General features: G+C 67.3%; 17 protein-coding genes and 1 tRNA gene. 7 read left to right on the top strand and 11 right to left on the bottom strand.

From position 1 onward, the window contains the following. Positions 1–78 precede the first annotated feature (78 nt). Genes OCK02_RS12000 through OCK02_RS11980 form a run of 5 tightly spaced genes read left to right on the top strand, consistent with a single transcriptional unit; the run spans position 79 to position 4856 of the window. Positions 79–1038 (top strand): ABC transporter permease, encoded by a 960-nt coding sequence (locus OCK02_RS12000; RefSeq protein ID WP_230804957.1) that lies wholly within the window; start codon positions 79–81, stop codon positions 1036–1038. Next, on the top strand, positions 1004–1915 hold the full coding sequence (locus OCK02_RS11995; protein ID WP_263813255.1) for an ABC transporter permease: 912 nt from the start codon (positions 1004–1006) through the stop codon (positions 1913–1915). The genes OCK02_RS12000 and OCK02_RS11995 overlap by 35 nt, the downstream gene beginning before the upstream one ends. Before the next feature lie 21 nt (positions 1916–1936). After that, on the top strand, positions 1937–2854 hold the full coding sequence (locus OCK02_RS11990; protein ID WP_230804953.1) for a dihydrodipicolinate synthase family protein: 918 nt from the start codon (positions 1937–1939) through the stop codon (positions 2852–2854). A gap of 8 nt (positions 2855–2862) precedes the next feature. Further along, positions 2863–3879 (top strand): ABC transporter ATP-binding protein, encoded by a 1017-nt coding sequence (locus tag OCK02_RS11985; RefSeq protein WP_263813254.1) that lies wholly within the window; start codon positions 2863–2865, stop codon positions 3877–3879. Further along, on the top strand, positions 3876–4856 hold the full coding sequence (locus OCK02_RS11980; RefSeq protein WP_263813253.1) for an ABC transporter ATP-binding protein: 981 nt from the start codon (positions 3876–3878) through the stop codon (positions 4854–4856). The genes OCK02_RS11985 and OCK02_RS11980 overlap by 4 nt, the downstream gene beginning before the upstream one ends. Positions 4857–5008: 152 nt before the next feature. On the opposite strand, the gene OCK02_RS11975 is transcribed toward OCK02_RS11980, so the two are convergent. Together OCK02_RS11975 and OCK02_RS11970 are read right to left on the bottom strand one after the other, a co-directional pair. Continuing rightward, positions 5009–5998 carry a Gfo/Idh/MocA family protein gene (locus OCK02_RS11975; protein ID WP_263813252.1) on the bottom strand — a complete coding sequence of 330 codons (990 nt, stop codon included), beginning with the start codon at positions 5996–5998 and terminating at the stop codon, positions 5009–5011. A gap of 2 nt (positions 5999–6000) precedes the next feature. Beyond that, entirely contained in the window at positions 6001–6981 is a 981-nt protein-coding gene (locus OCK02_RS11970; RefSeq protein ID WP_263813251.1) for a Gfo/Idh/MocA family protein, read from the bottom strand. Between the two features lie 361 nt (positions 6982–7342). On the opposite strand from OCK02_RS11970, the gene OCK02_RS11965 reads away from it, so the two are divergent. Beyond that, positions 7343–8428 carry a GlxA family transcriptional regulator gene (locus tag OCK02_RS11965; protein WP_412178812.1) on the top strand — a complete coding sequence of 362 codons (1086 nt, stop codon included), beginning with the start codon at positions 7343–7345 and terminating at the stop codon, positions 8426–8428. Between the two features lie 165 nt (positions 8429–8593). On the opposite strand, the gene OCK02_RS11960 is transcribed toward OCK02_RS11965, so the two are convergent. The 4 genes from OCK02_RS11960 to OCK02_RS11945 all read right to left on the bottom strand — a co-directional run bounded on the left by OCK02_RS11960 (position 8594) and on the right by OCK02_RS11945 (position 11765). Next, positions 8594–8669: transfer RNA gene (locus OCK02_RS11960), tRNA-Lys, on the bottom strand. A gap of 207 nt (positions 8670–8876) precedes the next feature. Next, on the bottom strand, positions 8877–9791 hold the full coding sequence (locus OCK02_RS11955; RefSeq protein ID WP_263813250.1) for a PhzF family phenazine biosynthesis protein: 915 nt from the start codon (positions 9789–9791) through the stop codon (positions 8877–8879). Positions 9792–9918: 127 nt separating this feature from the next. Then, positions 9919–10662, bottom strand: a complete 744-nt coding sequence (locus OCK02_RS11950) for an NUDIX hydrolase (protein ID WP_263813249.1) — start codon at positions 10660–10662, stop codon at positions 9919–9921. Then, entirely contained in the window at positions 10662–11765 is a 1104-nt protein-coding gene (locus OCK02_RS11945) for an endonuclease/exonuclease/phosphatase family protein (protein ID WP_263813248.1), read from the bottom strand. Before OCK02_RS11945 ends, OCK02_RS11950 begins: the two co-directional genes overlap by 1 nt. A 200-nt stretch (positions 11766–11965) precedes the next feature. Here OCK02_RS11945 and OCK02_RS11940 point away from each other — a divergent pair, with 200 nt between their 5' ends. Continuing rightward, positions 11966–13579 carry a hypothetical protein gene (locus OCK02_RS11940; protein WP_263813247.1) on the top strand — a complete coding sequence of 538 codons (1614 nt, stop codon included), beginning with the start codon at positions 11966–11968 and terminating at the stop codon, positions 13577–13579. 27 nt (positions 13580–13606) lie between these two features. On the opposite strand, the gene OCK02_RS11935 is transcribed toward OCK02_RS11940, so the two are convergent. The 5 genes from OCK02_RS11935 to OCK02_RS11915 form a co-directional block, all read right to left on the bottom strand. Next, positions 13607–14632, bottom strand: coding sequence for an ABC transporter ATP-binding protein (locus OCK02_RS11935; protein WP_263813246.1), 1026 nt, complete (start codon positions 14630–14632; stop codon positions 13607–13609). Continuing rightward, complete coding sequence (locus OCK02_RS11930; protein WP_263813245.1) at positions 14620–16311, bottom strand: ABC transporter permease; 1692 nt, start codon at positions 16309–16311, stop codon at positions 14620–14622. The genes OCK02_RS11935 and OCK02_RS11930 overlap by 13 nt, the downstream gene beginning before the upstream one ends. A gap of 6 nt (positions 16312–16317) precedes the next feature. After that, positions 16318–17298, bottom strand: coding sequence for an ABC transporter substrate-binding protein (locus OCK02_RS11925; RefSeq protein ID WP_263813244.1), 981 nt, complete (start codon positions 17296–17298; stop codon positions 16318–16320). A 138-nt stretch (positions 17299–17436) separates the two neighbouring features. Continuing rightward, positions 17437–18663 carry a PLP-dependent aminotransferase family protein gene (locus OCK02_RS11920; protein ID WP_263813243.1) on the bottom strand — a complete coding sequence of 409 codons (1227 nt, stop codon included), beginning with the start codon at positions 18661–18663 and terminating at the stop codon, positions 17437–17439. Between the two features lie 165 nt (positions 18664–18828). Next, positions 18829–21387 carry an EAL domain-containing protein gene (locus OCK02_RS11915; protein ID WP_263813242.1) on the bottom strand — a complete coding sequence of 853 codons (2559 nt, stop codon included), beginning with the start codon at positions 21385–21387 and terminating at the stop codon, positions 18829–18831. Positions 21388–21463: the final 76 nt, after the last annotated feature.

The following is a 21463-nucleotide window of genomic DNA, read 5'->3' as shown; positions in this document are numbered from 1 at the left end:
TCCCCGGGGTGGCCGTCCCATCGGTCACCCCCCTTTTTCGGACGTTCCGGAACTCCCTGGAAAGGGTGCTGACGACCTATGCTTCGCTACTGTCTCCATCGCCTGGTGATCGGGCTCGGCATGCTGCTCGCGCTGACCGTGCTGATATTCGTGCTGTTGCAGCTGACGCCCGGCGACCCGATCGACGCCTATATCGATCCCAACGTCGCCATGACGAAGGAGGCGATGGATGCCTTACGGGCGCGGCTCGGCCTCGACCAGCCCCTGCCCGTCCAGTATCTCGCCTGGCTGTCGCAGGCCGTGCAGGGCAATCTCGGCCATTCGCTGCAGCGCTTCAACGAGACCGTGGCCGGCCTGATCATTTCGCGAATCGGCCCGACCCTGCTGCTGATGGGCGCAGGCCTCGCGATCGCCATCGTCGTCGGCATCGCCGCCGGCATCCTCAGCGCCGTGCGCCGCAATTCGCTGCCGGACTATTCCTTCTCGGTGCTGGCGCTGCTCGGCATCTCGAGCCCGGCATTCCTGACGGCGCTTTTGGGGCTCTACGTCTTTTCCGTGCGGCTGAAATGGGCGCCCTCCGGCGGCATGCTGACGCCGGCGACCGAGTTCTCGCTCGCCGATCTGCTGCACCATCTGATCCTGCCGGCGGTCGTGCTGTCGATCGGCCATGCGGCGCTGATCATGCGCTACATGCGCGCTTCCATGCTCGAGGTTCTGAACCAGGACTATGTGCGCACGGCGCGGGCGAAGGGCATCAAGGAATTCTGGGTCGTCACCAAGCATGCGCTGCGCAACGCGCTGCTGCCGGTCGTCACCCTGATCGGCTCGACCATCGGGCTTGCCGTCGGCGGTGCCATCTTCATCGAGAGCGTCTTCAACTGGCCGGGCATGGGCCTGCTGCTCATCAGCGCGGTGGAGACCCGCGACTATCCCGTCATCATGGGGGCGACGCTGGTCATCGGCGCCTGCGTCATCATCGTCAATATCCTGACCGACCTTGCCTATGCGGTCATCGACCCGCGCATCGAGGTGGCCTGACATGAGCCTGTTCGCCCTCTCCTCCTCTTCCGGCCCGCTGGCCCGCGCCACCAGCCGTTTCACCCAGAACAACGCCGCCCTGTTCGGGGTCGTCCTGCTCGTCCCCCTGCTCCTGGCTGTCCTGACCTATCCTCTCTGGCTGCCCTACAAGCCGAACGACATCGATCTTCTGGCCATGAACGCCGGGCCGTCCGGGAAGCACTGGTTCGGCACCGACGGGGTCGGCCGCGACGTGCTCGCCCGCACGCTCGAAGGCGGCCGCATCTCGCTCATGGTCGCCGTCTCCTCGGTCGTGCTGTCGACGGCCATCGGCTTTCTCGTCGGCGCGATCTCGGCCTTCGGCGGCCGCTGGGCCGATGCGCTTGCCATGCGCTCTGTCGATCTCGCCATGACGCTGCCCCCGGTCATCTTCCTGCTGGTGCTCGCCTCCATCGTTGGCTCCGGCATCTGGACGACCGTCGTCGTCATCGCGCTCCTGTCATGGCCGGTGCTGTCGCGGATGATCCGAGCCCGCCTGCTGGAACTGCGTGAACGCGAATTCGTCATGGCCTCGCGCGGCATGGGCGCCGGCATCGGCCATCTGCTGTTCCGCCACGGCCTGCCCAATTCGATCGACATCCTGGTCGTCTACGCCACCCTGCAGGTCGCCAACGCGATCCTGCTCGAGGCCGGGCTGTCGTTCCTCGGCCTCGGCGTACCGCCGCCGGCGGCAAGCTGGGGCAACATGCTGAACGCGGCGCGCTCCACGGCGGTCCTCGAGCAGTTCCCTTGGCAATGGCTGTTTCCCGGCGGCGCCCTCGTGCTCGCGGTACTTGCCATCAACTTCATCGGCGACGGCCTGAGGGATGCCTTCGACCCCCGATCCGAACTCAATTAACCCCTGGAAGAGAAGCAAACCATGTCCAAATTCTTCGGTGTCGTTCCTCCCGTCGTCACCCCCCTCAACGAGGATTTCTCGGTCGACTACGCCTCCTACACCCGCGTCCTCGAACATCTGATCGATAACGGCTGCCATGGCCTGTTCGCCCTCGGATCGACCAGCGAGGTGGTGTTCTACGACGATGCGGAACGCCGCAAGATCCTCGAGCACACCGTCAAGGTCGCCAATGGCCGCGTGCCGGTCATCGCCGGCGTCATCGACCCGACGACCGATCGCGTCATCCGTCATGCCCGCACGGCCAGGGATGTCGGCGCCGACGCCGTCGTCGTCACCGCTCCCTTCTACACCATCACCAGCCAGGCCGAGACGATCGACCATTTCCGCATGATCCGCGACGCGGTCGACATTCCCCTGATCGCCTACGACATTCCGGTCTGCGTCCACGCCAAGCTCGCCCGCCAGACCGTGGTGACACTCGCCAACGAGGGCACGATCATCGGCCTGAAGGATTCCTCCGGCGACGACGGCAACTTCCGCTACGCGCTGAGCGACCTTTCCGGCAACAAGGACGTGTTCCTGATGACCGGCTCGGAGATCGTCGTCGACAGCGCCCTGCACATGGGCGCGCACGGCGTCGTCCCCGGGCTCGCCAATGTCGATCCGGCCGGCTACGTCCGCCTCTGGGACCATGCCAAGCGCGGCGACTGGGACGCCGCCCGCAAGGAGCAGGAGCGCCTGTGCCGCCTGTTCGAGATCGTCTGGGTCGCAGCCGGCCGCGTCAGCGGCGGGGCAACGGGCGTCGGCGGCTTCAAGACCGCGATGCGCAGCCTGGGCATCATCTCCACCAATGTCATGGCGCGTCCGCGCGCGCCGCTCAACGATGCCGAGGCGCGCAAGGTCGACGAGATCCTGCGTTCGACCGGCCTGCTCGACTGAGGATACCGATGGCACCCGAACCCATTCTCCAGATCGAGGGCCTCAGAACCGTCTTTCGCGTACGCGGGAGGGAGATCGCCGCCGTCAACGGAATCGATCTCGTCGTCCACCCCGGCGAGACGGTGGCGCTGGTCGGCGAATCGGGTTCGGGCAAGTCGGTGACGAGCCTGTCGGTCATGCGGCTCCTGGCCCGCAAGATCGGCTCGATCGATGCCGGCTCGATCCGCTTCCGCGGCAAGGACGGCAAGGTCAAGGACCTTGTCGCGCTGAGCGAGGAAGAGATGCGCCATGTCCGCGGCAACGACATCGGCATGGTCTTCCAGGAGCCGATGACGAGCCTCAACCCGGTCTACACGGTCGGCGACCAGATATCGGAATCGCTGCGCGTCCATCGCGGCACCAGCCGGCGCGAGGCGCTGGAAGCCGCGGTCGCCCTGCTGGAGAAGGTCGGCATTCCGGACGCCCGTCGCCGCGCCGGGCAATATCCGCACGAGATGTCGGGCGGCATGCGCCAGCGCGTCACCATCGCCATGGCGCTCGCCTGCGACCCGACGCTGCTCATCGCCGACGAGCCGACCACCGCCCTCGACGTCACCATCCAGGCGCAGATCCTCGACCTCATGCAGAAGCTGCAGCGCGAGCGCAGCATGGGCATGCTGTTCGTGACCCACAATCTCGGCGTCGTCGCCGAGATCGCCCATCGCGTCGTGGTCATGTATGCCGGCCGCATCGTGGAGACCGGCGCCGTCGCCGAGGTCTTCCGGAAACCCCGCCATCCCTACACGATGGGATTGCTCAATTCGATGCCGCGTCTCGGCAAGGCGACCGCGATGAAGCGCAGCGGCGAGAAGCTGCCGGCCATTTCCGGCATGGTGCCAAGTCTTGCCGAGCTACCGGCCGGCTGCGCCTTCGCGCCCCGGTGTCCCTTCGCGATCGATGCCTGTCGCACCGCCGTGCCCGAACTTGCCGCCGTCGACGAGGGTCATGGCAGCCGCTGCATCCGCTGGCAGGAGATCACAGCATGACCACCGCCCCCCTCCTCTCCGTTCGCGGCCTCGCCAAGCACTACCAGACGCGCGGCGCTACGCTGAAGATCCTGCAGGACATTTCCTTCGACATCGCCAAAGGCGAAGTGGTCGGGCTCGTCGGTGAATCCGGCAGCGGCAAGACCACCATCGGCCGCTCCGTGCTGAGGCTCATCGAGCCGACCGCGGGCGAAGTGGTCTTCGACGGCACCGATCTGACGGGGCTTTCGGCCGGCGAAATGCGCCGCCGCCGCCCGCGCATGCAATATATCTTCCAGGACCCCTACGCCTCGCTGTCGCCGCGCATGACCATCGGTGAGATCCTCACCGAGGGCCTGAAGATCCAGAAGATCGGCACCAGGGCTGAACGGCTGCAGCGCGCCCGGAAGGCGCTGGAGCAGGTCGAACTGCCGCCGGATGCCATCGACCGCTACGCGCACGAGTTCTCCGGCGGCCAGCGCCAGCGCATCGGGATCGCCCGGGCGCTGACGCTCGCGCCTGATTTCATCGTCGCAGACGAGCCGGTCTCGGCACTGGACGTGTCGATCCAGGCGCAGGTGGTCAATCTCCTGCGCGACCTGCAGCAGCGGCTCGGGCTCACCATGCTGTTCATTTCGCACGACCTTGCGGTCGTCGAATATATCTGCGACCGCGTCATCGTGCTCTATCTCGGCCGCATCATGGAGATCGCCACGGCCGAGGATCTCTATGCCCGGCCCCAGCACCCCTATACCCGGGCGCTGATGTCGGCGATCCCCTCACCCGACCCCGAGGCCAAAAAGCAGCGCCAGATCCTGAAGGGCGACATTCCGAGCCCCGCCAACCCGCCGAGCGGCTGCGTCTTCCGCACGCGCTGTCCGAATGCGCTCGACGCCTGCGCTGCCGCTGTGCCGGACCTGCGCGAGGTGGCACCGGGTCATTTCAAGGCCTGCATCCGCGACGATCTGGAGGGCAGCCTGGCGTCGCCCGGCGCCTGATCTCTTCGCGTGGAGCCGGCCCCCGGGCGGATGGCTATCCCGCCTCCCAAGGCAAACGGACGGCCTCGCCGCCCGCCCGGGGCAGCGGGGCCGTTCGTTTCGCGATCTTCATGGTGGAGAGACGGGCCGCACCGGACGACGGCGGCCCGCGTTCAGCTTTCGACGGCCACCTCGCGGCGCTCGCGCGAGGCCTTAAAGGCCGCCTCGATACAGGCCACCACATGCAGCCCGTCGGCCCCGGTCACGGGCGGTATCGTGCCGTGGACGATGGCGTCGGCAAAAGCCTGCCACTGGCGGACGAGCCCGCGACCGGCGACGTCCTGCTCGATCGATTGCTCCACCGGCTGCCACGTCAGCGCCCGGCCGAGCGTGACGCCCTTGAAGAAGTCGACGCTCAGAACGCCCTTGTCGAAGATCAGTTCGTCCCCCGAGATGAAGGCGCCGTCGGCATAGCCGATGCTGGCCACCTGGCCTGCCGCCCCGTCGCCGAAACGAAGGAGCAGCAGGGCCGCGTCGTCGGCCTTCTGCTCATGGAAGCTGGTGGCGGTGATGGCGCTGATATGGGTGGCGCGCTGCCCGGCAAAGGCCAGCAGCCGGTCGAGCGCATGGATTCCGGCGGTGAACAGCATGCCGCCGCCGGTCGCCGGGTCGAGATGCCAGTCGCGTCGGTTGCCCTCCATCCAGAGCTTGATCATGCGGCTCGATCCGTAGCGCATCCGTCCGAGCCCGCCATCCTCGATCAGCCCGCGGGCGACGAGATATGGCAGGGTGAAGCGCATCGTATGACCCGGCATCAGCACCACGCCCGCCTCCTGCGCTGCGGCGAGGATCGCCCGGCATTCGGCAACGGTCGGTGCCAGCGGCTTTTCGACCATGAGGTGCTTGCCCGCCTGCGCGCAGGCGATCGCGGCCTCGGTGTGCAGGTGATGCGGCAGCGCCACCACCACCGCGTCGACATCCGGGTCGGCGAGAAGGTCGCGATAGTCGGCATAGCCCTTGCCGCCGAACGCGGCGGTGAAGGCCGCAAGTCCGTCCGCGTCGTTGCGGCATGCGGCCACCAGCCTCGCTCCCTTGACCGAGCGGAGCGCCCTTGCGTGTTCGGCGCCGAAGTGCCCCGCACCGATGATGCCAATGCCCAGCATGCTCAGTCTCCCCTGTTTCCGGCCATAGCGTAGCAGCGATCAATGATGTCCATCGCCCGCCAGAGATCACCGAGCGTGACCGCCGGCGCCAGCCCGCCCCTCAGGCGATCGATCGTGTCGGCCATCATGTCGTCGTAGCGGCGGGCCACGGGCGTGGCGGCAAGTTCGCGCGAGCCGCCGTCGTCCAGTGTGGCGACGTGCAGGCGGCCGTCGCGGTCGGCGAGGCTCGCATTGCGGGCATTGACACGCCACTCGAAGAGGCCCTGCGTCATCGACGCATGGGTGTAGCCCGCCTCCACCGTCCCGATGCTCCCGTCGGCCGCCCGCAGCACGACGAGCGCGTAGTCCTCGGCCGGCGTGCCATGCAGGGGCCGGCCGAACGCGACGTGCTCGACCTCGACCGCCTGTTCGCCGCACAGGTTGAGGAAGGCGTTGACGCCGTGAATGCCGAGGTTGCGCAACGCGCCGCCGCCGCTGACGGCCGGATCCAGCACCCAGGCCACGCCATCGTCGAGATAGCGCTGCGGCGGACCGTTGATCAGCCGGAAATGCGAATGCGAAATCGGTCCCAGCCGGTCCGCCTCGCGCAAGGCCGCAGCCTCCCGCAGGACCGGGCTGAAGCGGTGGGCCAGCGCCACCGAGACGAAAGCCCCGTGCGCCGCCGCGAGCTCGGCCACCGGCTTCAGCACCGTACCCGAGACACCGACCGGCTTCTCGATCAGCATCGGCACGCCCGCAAGGATGAAACGTTGCGCCAGTTCGGCCATTTCGCCCGGACGCCCCATCACGACGGCCAGGTCGGGTTTCAGGGCCAGGGCCGCCTCGATACCGTGCGCCGCCTGCCCGCCGAACCGGGCGGAGAATGCGGCGGCACGGGCCGGATCGCCGTCCCACGCCCCGACGATCTCCGCGCCCGCCGCCTGCGCCGCATGGGCATGCATCTCCGCATGCCAGTGCCCGACACCAAAGAAAACCAGCCGCATCGCACGATCTTTCCCAAGCTATTTGAAGGATATCCTACAAGTGAACATAGACTGGTTTGACCGAAGCGCGCAAGGGCGGAGAGCCACCTTGCGCCGCCGGTTTCGCAAAGAAGCTCGGCGGTTGCCGGGCGGGCAGCTCGTCCGGAAGCCGAACCGGACAGTGCCCGCCGGGCCTGCCGCTTCAGGATCAATATCCAGTCGATCCATTGATCAAATCGGCCCCGTATGATCCACTTCCCTGACAACAGGCGTTTTGGACCGTGGAATTGGACGTTCCAATGCGCCCCGAGGGATCCATAGTTGCGGCGCCGTCGCGCCACCCGGTATATGTCTTGTCCCGGCCGGGACGAACACAGTCGAGATGTCCGAGAAGCAGGTGCAGCCCGTGAATGTGAATGGTATCGGTTATGTCGTCGCCGGAGGCGGGCGGGATCGCAGCGCGCCTGCACCGTCGGAGAAGCGGCTGAAGGTCGGCTTCCTCCTGGCCCGGCAGTTCACGATGAGTGCGTTCGCCCTCTTCGTCGATACGCTCCGGCTCGCCAGCGACGTCGACGACAAGTCGGGCCGGTTATTGTGCGACTGGGACGTGGTGAGCCCGAGCACGCATCTGATCCGCGCCAGCTGCGGCATCCAGGTCGCTCCGACGGCAAGCCTCGGCGATCCGGAGCGTTTCGACTACATCGTCGTCATCGGCGGCCTTCTCGGCGTCGAGGAGCCGCTGTCCCATGAGGCGATGCGCTTTCTGCAGCGCGCCTCCCAGAAGGGCGTCAACCTGATCGGCGTCTGCACCGGCAGCTTCATCCTCGCGCAGGCGGGGATGCTTGCCGGCAAGGAAGCCTGCGTGAGCTGGCTGCATCATTCCGAGTTCAAGGCGCGCTTTCCGAAGATCCGGCTGACCTCGCAGCGCATCTTCGTCGAGGACGGGAAGGTGACGACCTGCGCCGGCGGAAGCGCTGTCGCCGATCTGGCCGCCCTTCTTGTCCGGCGTCATGTCGGCGAGGTGGCGGAACGCAATGCCATGGAGATCCTCCATCTCGACCGCCGCAGGGAGGGCTCGAACCTGCAGAGCCGCACGCCGATCGCCCTGCCCGTTCACAGCGACGACCGCATTCGCGCCGCGCTGCTGTGCATGGAGGAAAACATCGACGACCGATGGGACATCGAGAAGATCGCCGGCCATGTGGGCCTGTCCCGACGGCAGCTGGAGCGGATCTTTCGCAGCAAGACCGGCATCTCGCCGGCCTCAGCCTACGAGAAGGTCTGCATGAAGAAGGCGGCGCTGCTGGTCGAACGGACCTCCAAGTCGATGATCGAAATCGCCCTGGATGTCGGTTTCGCGAGCAGCTCCCACTTCTGCAGGCGTTTCCGCGCCAACTTCGGCATCACCCCCAAACAGCTTCGCGACAGAATGCGCAACCGCAACGAGACGACGGCCGCAACCGGGTGACATGCACAGGCCGGCCGGCCGGACGGCGGCGATGATCGACGCGCGGTCGGTGTCTGTACAGGTCCAGGCCAAGGGAATCGGGCGACCGGCGTGCGACTTTCCCAAAAATCTCACGCTAAAGTCCGCCCAGGGGCGGAGACCATATCATTGAAGTAAAAGAGTTTTTGGTGGGTGATCACGGGCTCGAACCGTGGACCCGCTGATTAAGAGTCAGCTGCTCTACCAACTGAGCTAATCACCCGTCCAGGACCGCGTCGCTGCGGTCTGGAGGGGCGTATAATGGCCTTCGCGAACCTTGTCTAGCCATCGGCGGAATTTTTCTTTCGATCGCTGCGATTTTTCCCGGGATGGGTGGGCGGACCCCGGCCGGCTTCGCCCGCGACCAAGTACAATTGATGGCATGGAATCGATAAGGCATTGAGATTTATCGAACAACGGAAGGCGCAAGCTAGATATCGAGCAGACCTGCGGCAAGGCGGATCGCCTGGCCGCCGATGCGCGCGCCGGATATCTGCCCGGCGGCGATGTCGAGATGCAGGTGGACGATCGAAGGCCGGCCCATCTCCACCCCCTGCTCCACCAGCATCGGATGATGGCCGTCGACGAACTGGTCGAAGAACTGGATCGCGCCCGAAAGAGCCGCCACCGCCGAGCCTGTCGCCGGATCCTCGATCCCCCTGTCGGACGAGAACATCCGGGCATGGAAACGGGCCAGATGGTTGACCGCGCCGCGACAGTAGAGATAGGCGGAGGCGAGCCGGCCCTCGGCGAAGGGAACGCAGCGCTGCCAGAGCACGGGATCGAACTCCGCCTCCGATGCTGCCGCGAGATCATGGACCGGGACCAGCACGAAGGCGACGCCGGCGCTCCACAGCGAGGGAACGTGGTTTTCGAACCCGATCTGGCTGGCCTTCAGCCCGAAGGCGTCGGCGAGCGCCTGGCGGTCGAGGACGGCATCGAGCCGCATCGACTTGCGCGGCAGGTCGAACTCGGCGAAGGCCGCCCCGCTTTCGGGAAGCTTCACCGCGCAGCGCACGGGGCCGACGTTCTCCTCCAGCACGCAGACCAAGTCGTGCGGCCGGCCCGTCTCGCCGTTCAGGCTCTCGGCGATCGCGACCGCGGCTCCGACCGTCGGGTGCCCGGCAAAGGGCAGTTCGTGCACCGGCGTGAAGATCCTGAGCTGCGCCGTGTGAGCGGGATTCTGCGCCCGCCTGACGAACACGGTCTCCGACAGGTTGAACTCGCCGGCGATCGCCTGCATGGCTGCATCGTCCAGCCCATCGGCATCGAACACGACGGCCAGCGGATTGCCGGCCAGCCTGCGGTCGGTGAAAACGTCATAGACGGCGTATCGACGCGACACGGCCTGCTCCTTCGCACGATCGTCCCGACCCGCAACCTGCACGACGCCCCCGCGCCGGGCAAGCGCAAATCATCCCCGTCTTGCCCCCATCCTGTCCTTCTCGCCCCTGTCTCCTCATCCCTGCCCCTCACCCCTGGCGCCTGTCGAACAGCCAGGCGAGCACGGGCGGCATGAAGGCGGCATAGGTGTGGCGGCCCGGATCGCTGTCGAAGATGGCGACGGCCCCGTCGATCTCCTGTTCGGCGTCGGTGCGCATGTGACGGTCGATGACGGCGAGAAGCTCCTCGGCCGTCGCGGCAAAGCGATAGGGACGGAAGATCGTGATGATACGGTCGACATGAAGGGCGTGCAGGCCGGGATCGGCGACGGCCCGGCGCAGGTCCAGCCCCGTCTCCTCGGCCACTTCGCGCACCATGTTGACCTCCAGGTCGCAGACGCCGTCGACGACGTCGTTCTCGTCGAGCGAGCCGGCGGCGCAATAGACCTTGCCCGGATTTGCGGTGTGCTGCGACATCCGGATCGCGATCACCGCGCCGTCCGACGACACGATCACCGGCAGGCCGAACAGGTGGTGGCCGACCACATCCGGCCTGCTCTTGCGCCACAGGAGAAAGGTGGAGAAGGAGACCGGATGCGCCGTCGTGCGGATGCCCGCCTCCGAGATCGAGACGTCGCCCTGCAGCAGCATCTGGCCGTCGAAGAGGGCGGGATTGGCGGCGATCTCCGTGCGCCAGTTGTCCCGGATCGCCCCTTCCCGACCGGCAAAAAAGGGATGCGGCGTGCGGGAGACGCGGATCTCGATGCGCTCGATCGGAAAGATCGCACCCTCGGGCGGCCAGGCGGCGGGGGTCTCCTCGATGGAACGGTTCATCACACGTCCAGGGTCATGACGACGGGGCAATGGTCGGAGGCTTTCGGCCGGTCCCAGCCGATGCGGGGATAGCGCTCCACCTCCTGCCCGGGCGGGAAGACGGTGCGATAGGGCTGCCCGGCGCGGATGATCTCCGGCACCCGCTGCTGGTTGCGGCGCGCCAGCGCGGGCGACAGCAGGATATAGTCGAGCTGGCAGAGATGCCGGTCCTGCGGCCCCATGTTGTGGTAGAGCGTCCAGCGGTCGTCCTCGGGGCGCTTCTCGACCGGGTTCTCGGCAAAGCCGTCGCGGGTGAAGACGTCGAGCGCGCTCCTGTCCTCCACCACCCGGCGGAAGGTGTAGCCGTTGCGCCGGTCGCCCTCGACGACGAGCCGCTCCTGGTAGTCGTTCATGTCGCCGCAGATCGCGAACTGCTTGCTGGCGGTGCCGCCGGCGCCGAAGCGGTCCTCGATGATGCGGCGCACCGCCCGCGCCTCGGCGGTGCGCAACGCCATGGTCGAGGAGCGCCCGTCCAGCCCCTCGCGACCCGGCCCCATCGACTTCAGGTGCACGACGTAGAGCGTCAGCGGGCGGCCGCCGATCCGCAGGTCGAGTTCCAGGCAGTCGCGCTTGAAGATGCGGTCGGTCGGCAGGAGCGGGGCAAGCTCCGGCGCATGCAGGCCGAAGTCTGAGAAGGTCACGCCGGCATGGCTGCGCACGTCGACGCACTCGATCTTCTGGCCGTCACGCGTCTGCTCGCGCATCAGGACGGCCACGTCGATGCCGCGCTTGTCGTTGCCCTCGATCAGGTAACGCTGCCGGTAGCCGTTGCCGACCATCTTGAACAGGTAGCCGTATTCGAAGGCCTGCAGCGATTCCATGTTGTCGACTTCCTGCAGGCAGAGCACGTCCGCATCCGCATCCGCGATCGCCAGCGCCGACTGCTGGCGGGCATCGTCGGCGAGCGAAATCGCGCGCGCCTCCTCCAGCCGCTGGAATTCGGCCTCGGAGCGGATACTGAACAGCCGCAGCACCCGGTCCTGCCGGGTCTGGTTGCGAAATCCGGTGAAATCGAACCGGGACAGCAGGTTCTCGACGTTGAAGGTGGCAAGGCGAAGGGACATCGGGCACTCAACCATTGAATCGACTGGGAGTTTAACGATCGCCGGGCCGTTGGGAAGCGATTAAATCGTCTCCCGGGACAGAAGCGAGCCGTTACGGACAGACAGGCAGCGGGCAAAAAGCGGCTTGTCTGCCGGGCGCTACGGCACCATGATCGGCGCCGGAATCGACGCTGCGATTCAGCGACCGGGGGAGGATCGGAATGCGGGCGACGACGATTGCGGCGCGCTTTCTGGTCGCCGGCCTCTTCGCCGTGCTTCTGTCGGTGGCAGGCCCGGCCCGCGCCGACAGTTCCTATATCGCCGATCCCGGCGAGGCGGCGCGCGCCTTCGACGCCCTCGTCGCCGAAACGGGCGGCAAACCCCGCATGCACGCGCTGGAACTCTCCGACCGGCGCCTGACCATCGACACCCGCGGCAAGCGCCCGGGCGATATGGACGAATGGCAGATCGGCCGGGTGACGCGACTGTTCCTGGAGTTCGAGACGATCGTCGGCCCCCGCCCGGTCCGGTCGGCGGGCCTCGTCGGCGACACCGATAGCGGCTTCTTCGACCGCAGCGAGATCGCGCTGGAAAAGGTGCCGGAGGTCGCGGCAAGCGCGATCGCCTATGCCAGGCTGGACGAGGAAGCCCATGTCCAGTCGATCGAGATATCCCGCCAGGTCGAGATCCTTCCCAAGCCCGCCTATGGCGACATCCGCTGGTCCATCTACGTGACCTCGGGGCGCGAGAGCGCGATCGTGCGCACCGACGCCGCCGGCAATATCATCGGCGCCGACCTCGCCAACACCAACCGCGCCCGCAACATGGACCTGCTCGGCGACGGCGACTGGCCGCACAAGGAGGCCAGGGACGCGCTTTTCGCCGTCTTCGGCGACAAGCGGCGCCTGCGCGATGTCACCGTGCGGCCGCGCGCGATTTCCGTCACCGCGGATCACCCGGATGCCCCCGGCCGCAAGGAAGACTACAACTGGACGATCTCCGGCGTCACCCGCTCGCCGCTGCTCTCGCCGCTGATGCATGGTGCGAGCGAAGCCGAGCTGTTCTCGCTGCAGGAGGTCGATTTCACCGCGCTCGCCCGCATCCGCGCCATCGCCCGCAACGCCTGGGGCCACGAAAGCGCGAAACTCGACTACATGACGCTCCGGCGCGTCGGCGAAACGACGGGAAAGCCGGAACTGCGCTGGATCGTCACTTTCACCGAACTCGGCACGAAGGCGGGCGAGGCCGCCGGCTCGGGCAGCGTCGAGGTCACGCCGGACGGCACGGTGCGCAAGGTCGCCCTCCCCGCCGGCCGCGCTTCGGCCGCGGACTGGCTGGCGCCGGCCTCGATATCGGCGACGCTTGGACAGTTGGGCAAGGACTTCGGCCCCGGCGGCCGCTTCGCGGAAATCGTCTTCGACGCCGACAAGGCCCGCATCCTCGGCGAGGATCCGGCGCATCCCGGCGCCATGGCCGGGTTCGAGGCCGATGCGGCCGGCCTGTCGCGCACTCGCAGGCTGATGCCCTGGGACGAGCAGTTTCGCAAGGAACGCCTGTTCGACCTGAAGGCCCTGACCGTCTTCACATCTGGCGACGGTCTCGCCGACTTCACGGCGCGCACCTACCGGCGGCTGCAGGCAGACGAGGAAAGCATGCCGCAGGTCCGCTACGCCTTTGCCATCGGCCAGATCATGGGACCCGACGGGACCTACATGGTCCCCTCGCCCGACGGTCGCCCGACGCTGCAGGTGCGACTGGAGAACGCCGACGGCAGCCGGATCGGGCGCGTCGTCTATGACAGTTCGGGCCGGGAGATCGACGTTCGCATGCCTTGAGCTATACGGCAGGAGCACGGGCGGCGCTCACAGGCGCCAGCCGCGCTCGACCGAGAACACCGCCATGGAGCCGGGCGCAAGGCGCTCGGCGGAATAGGCCTTCAGCAGCGTGCCGTCGGCGCGTGCCAGCGTCAGCGCGTGGCGCTCGCCGGTGAACACGCAGTCGCACACCTGAAGCGCGATGCCGTCGGCAGCCGGGCGGACATGCTCGGGGCGGATCAGGACGTCGCGCAGGTCTCCGCCCGCCTCGCCGAGAAGCAGGGCATGGCAGGCGGCGCGGTCGAGGCTCCGCTCCCGCCCCGCGCCGACCGGCAGCGACAGGATGCTGCCCTGCCCGATCAGCCCGCCGACTACCCTTCCCTCCGGGCGCGCATAGATCTCGTTCGGCGCGGCGACCTGCAAAAGCCGCCCCTCCGACATCACCGCGATCTCGGTCGCAAGCGCCATCGCTTCGGCCTGGTCGTGCGTCACATAGATCATCGTGGCGCCGGAGCGGGCGTGGAAATCGCGGAAGGTTTCCTCCATCGCCGCACGCAGGTGCCTGTCGAGATTGGCGAGCGGTTCGTCGAGAAGCACGACGTCCGGCGACGTCACCAGGCAGCGCGCCAGCGCCACGCGCTGCCGCTGACCGCCGGACAGCGCCGCAGGCCTGCGCTCGGCAAGGTCGGCAAGGCGCACGACGTCGAGCGCCTCCATCGTCTTGCGGCGCAGCTTCTCGCCCTTCACGCCGCGCAGCTTCAGCGGGTAGCCGACATTCTGGGCCACCGTCATGTGCGGCCAGAGCGCGTAGGACTGGAAGACCATGGCCATATTCCGCCGTTCCGGCGGCAACACCCCCTCGGCCGTTGAGATCACCCGCTCGCCGAGCACGATCGAACCGTCGCTCGGCTGCTCGAAGCCGGCGATCATGCGCAGCAGCGTCGTCTTCCCGCAGCCGGACGGGCCGAGCAGCGCCAGGAAGCCGCCGTCGCGCACGGTGAGCGAGACGCCGTTCACCGCCGCGCGCCCGCCGTCATAGGCCTTCGAAAGGTGGTTGAGGATCAGCGTCGCCACGGCAGCACTCCGTCCGGCAGGTAGCGGGCAAGGACCTCGAGCAGCGCCATGAGCGCGACGATCATGGCGACGACCAGGACCGACAGCGCCGATGCCAGGTCGGAACTGCCGCTGTCGTCGAGATTGAAGATCGCCACCCCCAGCGTCTGCGTCCCGGCCGACCACAGCAGCGCCGAGACGGTCAGTTCGTTGCAGGCGATCAGGAAGACGAGGACGACGGACGCGCCCGCCGCCGGCGCCATGATCGGCAGCAGGATGTCGCGCATGCGCCGGCCAAGACCGGCACCGGACAGCCGTGCCGCCTCCTCCAGCGCCGGATCGATCTGGCGGAAGGCGCTCAGCACGGGCTTCAGGCTGACGGCGAAGAAGCTGGAGAGATAGGCGATCAGGATGATCCAGATCGTACCGTAGAGCGAAAAGCCGAGCCCCGGCAGCGGCGCCGCGAAGAGCAGGATGAAGGCGACCGCGAGCACGATCCCGGGCAGCGCATAGGGGATCTCGATCAGCACCAGCAGGAACGCCATCGCCGCCCCCTTGCGGTGCAGGAGCAGGTAGGCCGTGGCAAAGGAGAGCACGAGCAGGCCGAGTGCCGCGGTGGTGGCGAGAAAGGCCGAATTGCCGAAGGCGGTCACGGTCACGCTCTGGCGGAACAGGATCTCGCCATAGGCGCGCAGCGAGACGGTCTCAGTCGTCAGCGGCACGCCGTAGGCCGGAACCAGCGAGCTCGCCACCAACGCGGCGAAGGGGGCTGCGAGGATGACGAGGAGCACGAGCCACAGCCCGGCCTCGACCGGCGTGCGCCAGGGGCCGAGCGAAAAGACCGGCGAGGCGCCCGAAAGCCCGATCGTGCGATAGTCCCGCCCCGACAGCGCCCGCTGCTGGACGGCGAGCCCGACGGCGCAGATCGCAGCCATCAGCAGCGACAGTGCGGCGAGATCGGCGAAGGTCTGCGAGCCGAAGCTTGCCAGCCGGCTGTAGACGAGCGTCGGCAGCGTCAGGATCGAGGCGGGAATGCCGAGGATCGCCGGGATGCCGAAATTGCCGACCCCGGAGACGAAGGCGATCGAGGCGCCGGCGATCAGCCCCGGCAGCGCCAGCGGCAGCACGATGTCGCGCAGCACCCGGCGAGGTGCCGCCCCGGACAGCCGCGCCGCCTCGACGACGTCGCGCGGGATGGCGGCAAGCCCCGCCTGCATCGCCAGAAACACCAGCGGCGCGTGCTGGACGCCCAGAAGCAGCGCGATCCCCCCGATCGAATAGAGCGGCTGCGGCGTGCCGAGCGGCGGGGCGATGCCGAGCGTCTTCAGGAGCGGGCTCGCCGGCCCCGACATCTCGACCCAGGCAAGGGCGGTGATTTGCGGCGGCACCATCATCGGCAGCATGAAGCAGAAGCCGAGCAGGCGCTTTCGCCGGATGTCGGAAAGCGACGTCGCAAGCGCAAAGGCGGCACCGAGGGCGACCGAAACGAACATGCCGAGCACGGAGGTGGAAAGCGTGTTGGCGAAGGCCCGCCAGGTGCCGGTCTCCAGAAGCACCGGCGGCAGGCCGCTCCTGAACGTGGCGGCCAGCCCCGCATAGGCCAGCCGGCCGAGCGGTACGGCACTCAGGAGAAGGATGACGAGGAAGACTGAGGCGAACAGCCAGCCGGGCTGGCTGTTCGCATGCGGCAGGCGGCGCATCCAGGATCAGTTGGTGCCGAAGATGTCCGAGAACGACTTGATGTCGCTTTCGCTGGTCTTCAGCGCCGCGGCAGCATCGAGCGGCAGCACCTTGATCGTTTCGCGCGCCGGGAAGCCCTCCGGCATGGCGACGCCGTTGCGGGCGGGGATGTAGCCGAGCCTGGTCGAGACCTGCTGGCCGTCCTCGGAGAGAACGAAGTCGACGAACTTCTTCGCGTTCTCCTCGTTCTTCGTACCGCCAAGGATCGCCACCGGCTCGGTGACGGCGGAGACGCCTTCGGCGGGGAAGACGAACGCGATCGGCGCGCCCTTGGCCTTCTCGCGAATCGCCATGTAGTCGACCAGCATGCCATAGACCTTCTCGCCGGTGGCGACGGCCTTCAGCACGCCGCCATTGCCGCCGGATGCCGCAGCCCCGTTCTGCTGCAGCGCCTTGTAGTAGTCCCAGCCGTAGCCGTCGAGGCCGGTCAGCACCTGCGCATGGATCAGCGCCGCACCCGAGGTGAGCGGGCTCGGCATCATGACGAGGTTCTTCGCCTCCGCCTTCGTCAGGTCCTTCCAGCCTTCCGGCTTCATGCCGGCGCCGGTGTTGTAGACGATGCCGGTGGTGATCAGCTTGGTCGAATAGTAGGCGCCGTCCGCATCGTAGAGCGTCGCGTCGAAATGGGCGGCTTCCGGGGACTTGTAGGCGAGAAGCTGGCCGGCTTCCTTCATCCGCTGCAGCGTCACCGTGTCGGCGATGAGGAGCACGTCGGCCACCGGGTTGCCGGCCTCGATCTCCGCCATCAGCTTGGCCATCAGCTTGGTGGTGCCGTCGCGGACCCACTCGACCTCGATGCCCGGGTTCTTGGCCTTGAAGGCGTCGACGGTCGCCTGTGCGTCCTCGTTCGGCTGGCTGGTATAGAGCACGAGATCGGCGGCGTTTGCCGTCGTGGCGAGGAAGGTGGCGGCGGCGAGCGCTGCGAGGGTGGAAACAAGCGTCTTCATCGGAACATCCCCTGTTGGAATGTGCCGAGGCTTTAGTCATGTCGCTTAACAGAGATGTGACAGGCGCCGCGATCGGCGGCCCCTGCCGGAGTTCGTCGCTGAACCGCCTTCCGGCGGGGGCGCCGGTCCGGTTTCGCCTCAGGCGGCGCCGGTCTCCTCGCGGATCAGCGCGCCGAGGCGGGAGATGCCCTCGTCGATCGTCTTCTCGTCGGCGCAGGAGAACGAGATGCGGAAGGTGTTGGCGCCGCTGCCGTCGGCGTGGAACGCCTTGCCGGGCACGAAGGCGACCTTCTTCTTCTCGATCGCCTTCGCAAGCAGGCTCGCGCCGTCCTGCCCCTCCGGCAGCGTCACCCAGATGAACATCCCGCCTTCCGGCCTGGTCCAGCGCACGCCCTCGGGCATGTACCTGGCCAGCGCCTGCAGCATCGCATCGCGGCGCTTGCTGTAGGCCGACTTGATCTTCGCCACCTGCGCCTCGAAGCCGCGCTCGGCAACGTGGGCGATCGCCATCTGGTTGATCGTCGAGGAGTGCAGGTCGGCGGCCTGCTTCATCAGCACCAGCTTGCGGATGATGTCGTGATTGGCGACGACGAAGCCGACCCGCAGGCCCGGCGCCAGCGTCTTGGAGAAGCTGCCGCAATAGATGGTGCGGGTGTGGTTGATGTCGCCGCCCTTGCGGGCCAGTTCCAGCGCCAGGATCGGCGGGATCGGCTCGCCGTCATAGCGCAGCGACTGGTAGGCGGCATCCTCGATGATGGCAATGTCGAGCTCGTCGGCAAGGTCGATCAGCTTCTCGCGCCCGGCCCGGTCGACGGTTTCGCCGGTCGGATTGCAGAAATCGGCCGAGAGATAGGCGAATTTCACCTTGCCGCCCGCCGCCTGCGCCGCCTTGCGATAGGAATCCGGCGTGCGGTTGCCCGAGAGTGTCAGCTGGTCGTAGGTCGGCTCGTAGGCATTGAAGGCCTGCAGCGCACCGAGATAGGTCGGCCACGTCACGAGCGCGGTGTCGCCCGGCGACAGGAACAGCTTGCCGAGATAGTCCAGTCCCTGCTGCGAGCCGGACACGATGAAGACGTTGTCGGCGGTGCAGGCGACGCCGAGCTTGCCCATCTCGGCCACGAGCCATTCGCGCAGCGGCTTGTAGCCCTCGCTGACCGAATACTGCAGGGCCGCGCTCACGGCTGCGCCGGAGAAGATGTCAGCGTAGGCCGCCTTGAAGTCCTGGTCGGGAAACAGCGCCGGATCGGGAATGCCGCCGGCAAACGATATGATGTCCGGGCGGTCCAGGAGTTTCAGCAGTTCGCGGATTTCCGACGCCTTCATCCGGGATGAACGCGTGGCAAAGATATCTTCCCAATTCAGCATGGGGGTTTCCTCGGAATTTTGTAGTTCGGGAGAGGAACACGCCGGCCAATTTAAGTCAACGTTACTGACCTAAATTCCTTCTCCCCGCGCAGGCCGTACCACCGCCGGCCCGGTGCGGCAAGCAGAACCTTCCGATCCCCGGTCCATTGCAAGATGGCCCCGCCCCTACCACGAGCGCGTCAGCCGTTCCGGCAGGTCCGGCGCCGCCTCCTGCACCTCGCGCCAGCGCTCGGAGCGGATGAAATCGACGATCTCCAGCGCCGGCATCGGTCGCGCCAGCGCGTAGCCCTGGAGCAGGTCGCAGCCCATCTCCTGCAGCAGCCGCACATGCGCCGCCGTCTCGACCCCTTCCGCCGTCACGGTGATGTCCAGCGAGCGGCCGATCTCGATGATCGTGCCGACGAGGCGCCGCTGCGCCTGCGACCGCACGATCGGCTTGACCAGTTGGCGGTCGATCTTCAGCCGGCGCGGCAGGAGCTTCATCAGGCTGACGATCGAGGCATGTCCCGTACCGAAGTCGTCGACCTCGATATCGATGCCGAGCTTGCGGATCTCCGCCAGGCTTTCGAGGATCTTCGGGTCGCAGTCGTCCAGGAAGATCGATTCCAGCAGTTCGAACGACAGCCGTCCGGCCTGCAGCGGCAGCGCCCGCAGCGAGGCGCAGAGATCGGGGTCCTGCAGCCGCCGCGAGGAGACGTTGACCGAGAGCTTCGGCACGACGACGCCCTGCATGTCCCAGGCGGCGAGGTCGAACAGCGCCCGCTCCAGGATCTGCCGGTCGATCGCGCCGACGGCGTTGATGTCCTCGGCAATCGGCAGGAACGCGGCCGGCGCCAGAATGCCCCGTTCGGGATGGTCCCAGCGCGCCAGCGTCTCGATACCGGCCACCTCCAGCGTCCGGGCGCAGAATTGCGGCTGGTAGTAGGGCAGGAAGCGGCGCTGCTCGAGGCTTGCCATGATCTCGTCGGCCGTCTTCTTGCTGACGATGATCTGCGCCTGGAACTCACTGGTGAAGAACTCGTGGCGGCTTCGCCCCTTGTTCTTGGCGCGGTAGAGCGCGAGGTCCGCATTGATCAGGAGCTGCCGGCCGTCGATCAGGGGTCCCGCCGCGCTGGCGATGCCGATGCTCGCGCCGAAGCGGCATACATGGCCCTCGAAGGTGACGGGCTGGCGCATTGCCGTGACGATCCGCTCGGCAAGGTCGCCGAGATTGCGCTTTTCCGGCCCGCAGACCAGGAACACGAACTCGTCGCCACCGATGCGGGCGACGAAATCCTGCGGCCCCATATGCGCCCGAAGCACGCGCGCCGCATGCGTCAGCATGCCGTCGCCGGCACTGTGGCCGAGCGTGTCGTTGATCTCCTTGAAGCGGTCGAGGTCGATGTGGAGGATCGACAGGCGCGTGCCGGTCGCTGCCGCGCGGATCGACCGCTCCTCCAGCGCCACGTCGAGATAGCGACGGTTGGGAAGCTGCGTCAGGTGATCGTGCAGGGCGTTGTGCTGAAGCCGCGCCTGCGCTTCTTCGAGCGCAGCGCTGCGGGCCTCTGCGAGGTCCTTGGCACGCTGCAGTTCCTGCTGCAGCAGCACGTCCTCGGTCACGTCCCAATTGGCGCCCACCAGCCGCGGCACCCCGTCGGCATCGACGAAGGTGACCCCGCGCGAACGGATGTGGCGGATCTCGTCCTCGCCGCGGACGATGCGGAAGGCCTGGCTGTATTCCGCGCCGCTTTCGATCGCCTTTGCGACCACCGCACTTGCGTGGTCGCGATCGGCCGGGTGGATGGAATCCTCCCAGTCCGTCCGCCCGATCGCGCCCGTCGTCTTGCCGTAGATCTGGCGAATGCGCTCGTCCCAGGCGACGGTCTTGTCGTGCAGGTTCGATTCGAACACGCCGATGCGCGAGATGTCGAGTGCCAGTTCCAGCCGCCGGGACAGCTGCGCCATCCTCTCCTCGGCCTTCCGGCGCCCGGTGATGTCGGTGTCGGTGCCGGCAATGCGCGACGGCCTGCCGTCGGGACCGTATTCGACGACAGCGCCGCGGCTTTCGATCCAGACCCAGTGCCCGTCGCGATGGCGCTCGCGGTAGGAAAAGACGTTGAAGACCGCTTCCGCCGATTCCTGCCGCTCGATCTCGACAAGCACACGCGCGCGATCGTCGGGATGGACGTTCTGGATCCATGTCTCCAGCGTCCCGTCCACCGCCTCGTCCGGCGCCATGCCGCGGATGGCCTTCCACTGGCGGGAGTAGAACAGTTCGCCCCTGGCAAAGTCGTGGTCCCACACCCCCTGCCCCGCGCTCTCCAGCGCATGGTTCCAGCGGCTCTCGCGATCGGCAAGGTCGAGTTCCCGGCGCTTGCGCTCGTCGATGTCGACAATCTGCAGCAGGAAGGCGGGCGCATCGGCGCGGCCGACGTCGAGGATCGACAGGAGACACCAGAGGGCGCTGCCGTCCAGCCGCCGGATCCGCATCTCGCGGGGCTTTTCGATGTCGCCCGTCGGGCTGGCCTCCGGCAGCGCAAGGGCGACGTCGTCAAAGGCGATCCGGTCCAGCGGCGGGAGGTCTTCGACACCGGCGGCGGCGAACATGCGGAGCAGCGCAGGGTTGGCCGACACGAACCGCAAGCCGGCGTCGATCGTTCCCATGCCGAACGGCGAATGGCGGAAGGCCGTCTCTTCCGGAAGGTCGGCGGCGGATATCGTGTTCGCAGATCGGGATGGCCCCATAGACGCGTCGCCTACTCGCACTAACTCAGGCCAACCGTATATGGGAATTCGATGAAGTTCCAATTAATGCCGGTCG

The sequence above is a fragment of the Rhizobium sp. TRM96647 genome (assembly GCF_025780115.1).
Lineage (GTDB): Bacteria > Pseudomonadota > Alphaproteobacteria > Rhizobiales > Rhizobiaceae > Mycoplana.
Note: the sequence above shows the minus strand (reverse complement) of the source record. Positions and strands in the feature narration are given on the sequence as shown.

What these genes read in the sequence shown, in the direction of transcription:
- OCK02_RS11925 (WP_263813244.1), bottom strand. Translation starts at nt 17,298, where the DNA reads ATGAAGACGCTTGTTTCCACCCTCGCAGCGCTCGCCGCCGCCACCTTC.
- OCK02_RS11930 (WP_263813245.1), bottom strand. Translation starts at nt 16,311, where the DNA reads ATGCGCCGCCTGCCGCATGCGAACAGCCAGCCCGGCTGGCTGTTCGCC.
- OCK02_RS11990 (WP_230804953.1), top strand. Translation starts at nt 1,937, where the DNA reads ATGTCCAAATTCTTCGGTGTCGTTCCTCCCGTCGTCACCCCCCTCAAC.
- OCK02_RS11915 (WP_263813242.1), bottom strand. Translation starts at nt 21,387, where the DNA reads ATGGGGCCATCCCGATCTGCGAACACGATATCCGCCGCCGACCTTCCG.
- OCK02_RS11940 (WP_263813247.1), top strand. Translation starts at nt 11,966, where the DNA reads ATGCGGGCGACGACGATTGCGGCGCGCTTTCTGGTCGCCGGCCTCTTC.
- OCK02_RS11920 (WP_263813243.1), bottom strand. Translation starts at nt 18,663, where the DNA reads ATGCTGAATTGGGAAGATATCTTTGCCACGCGTTCATCCCGGATGAAG.
- OCK02_RS12000 (WP_230804957.1), top strand. Translation starts at nt 79, where the DNA reads ATGCTTCGCTACTGTCTCCATCGCCTGGTGATCGGGCTCGGCATGCTG.
- OCK02_RS11950 (WP_263813249.1), bottom strand. Translation starts at nt 10,662, where the DNA reads ATGAACCGTTCCATCGAGGAGACCCCCGCCGCCTGGCCGCCCGAGGGT.
- OCK02_RS11965 (WP_412178812.1), top strand. Translation starts at nt 7,343, where the DNA reads ATGTCCGAGAAGCAGGTGCAGCCCGTGAATGTGAATGGTATCGGTTAT.
- OCK02_RS11985 (WP_263813254.1), top strand. Translation starts at nt 2,863, where the DNA reads ATGGCACCCGAACCCATTCTCCAGATCGAGGGCCTCAGAACCGTCTTT.
- OCK02_RS11945 (WP_263813248.1), bottom strand. Translation starts at nt 11,765, where the DNA reads ATGTCCCTTCGCCTTGCCACCTTCAACGTCGAGAACCTGCTGTCCCGG.
- OCK02_RS11980 (WP_263813253.1), top strand. Translation starts at nt 3,876, where the DNA reads ATGACCACCGCCCCCCTCCTCTCCGTTCGCGGCCTCGCCAAGCACTAC.
- OCK02_RS11975 (WP_263813252.1), bottom strand. Translation starts at nt 5,998, where the DNA reads ATGCTGGGCATTGGCATCATCGGTGCGGGGCACTTCGGCGCCGAACAC.
- OCK02_RS11995 (WP_263813255.1), top strand. Translation starts at nt 1,004, where the DNA reads ATGCGGTCATCGACCCGCGCATCGAGGTGGCCTGACATGAGCCTGTTC.
- OCK02_RS11970 (WP_263813251.1), bottom strand. Translation starts at nt 6,981, where the DNA reads ATGCGGCTGGTTTTCTTTGGTGTCGGGCACTGGCATGCGGAGATGCAT.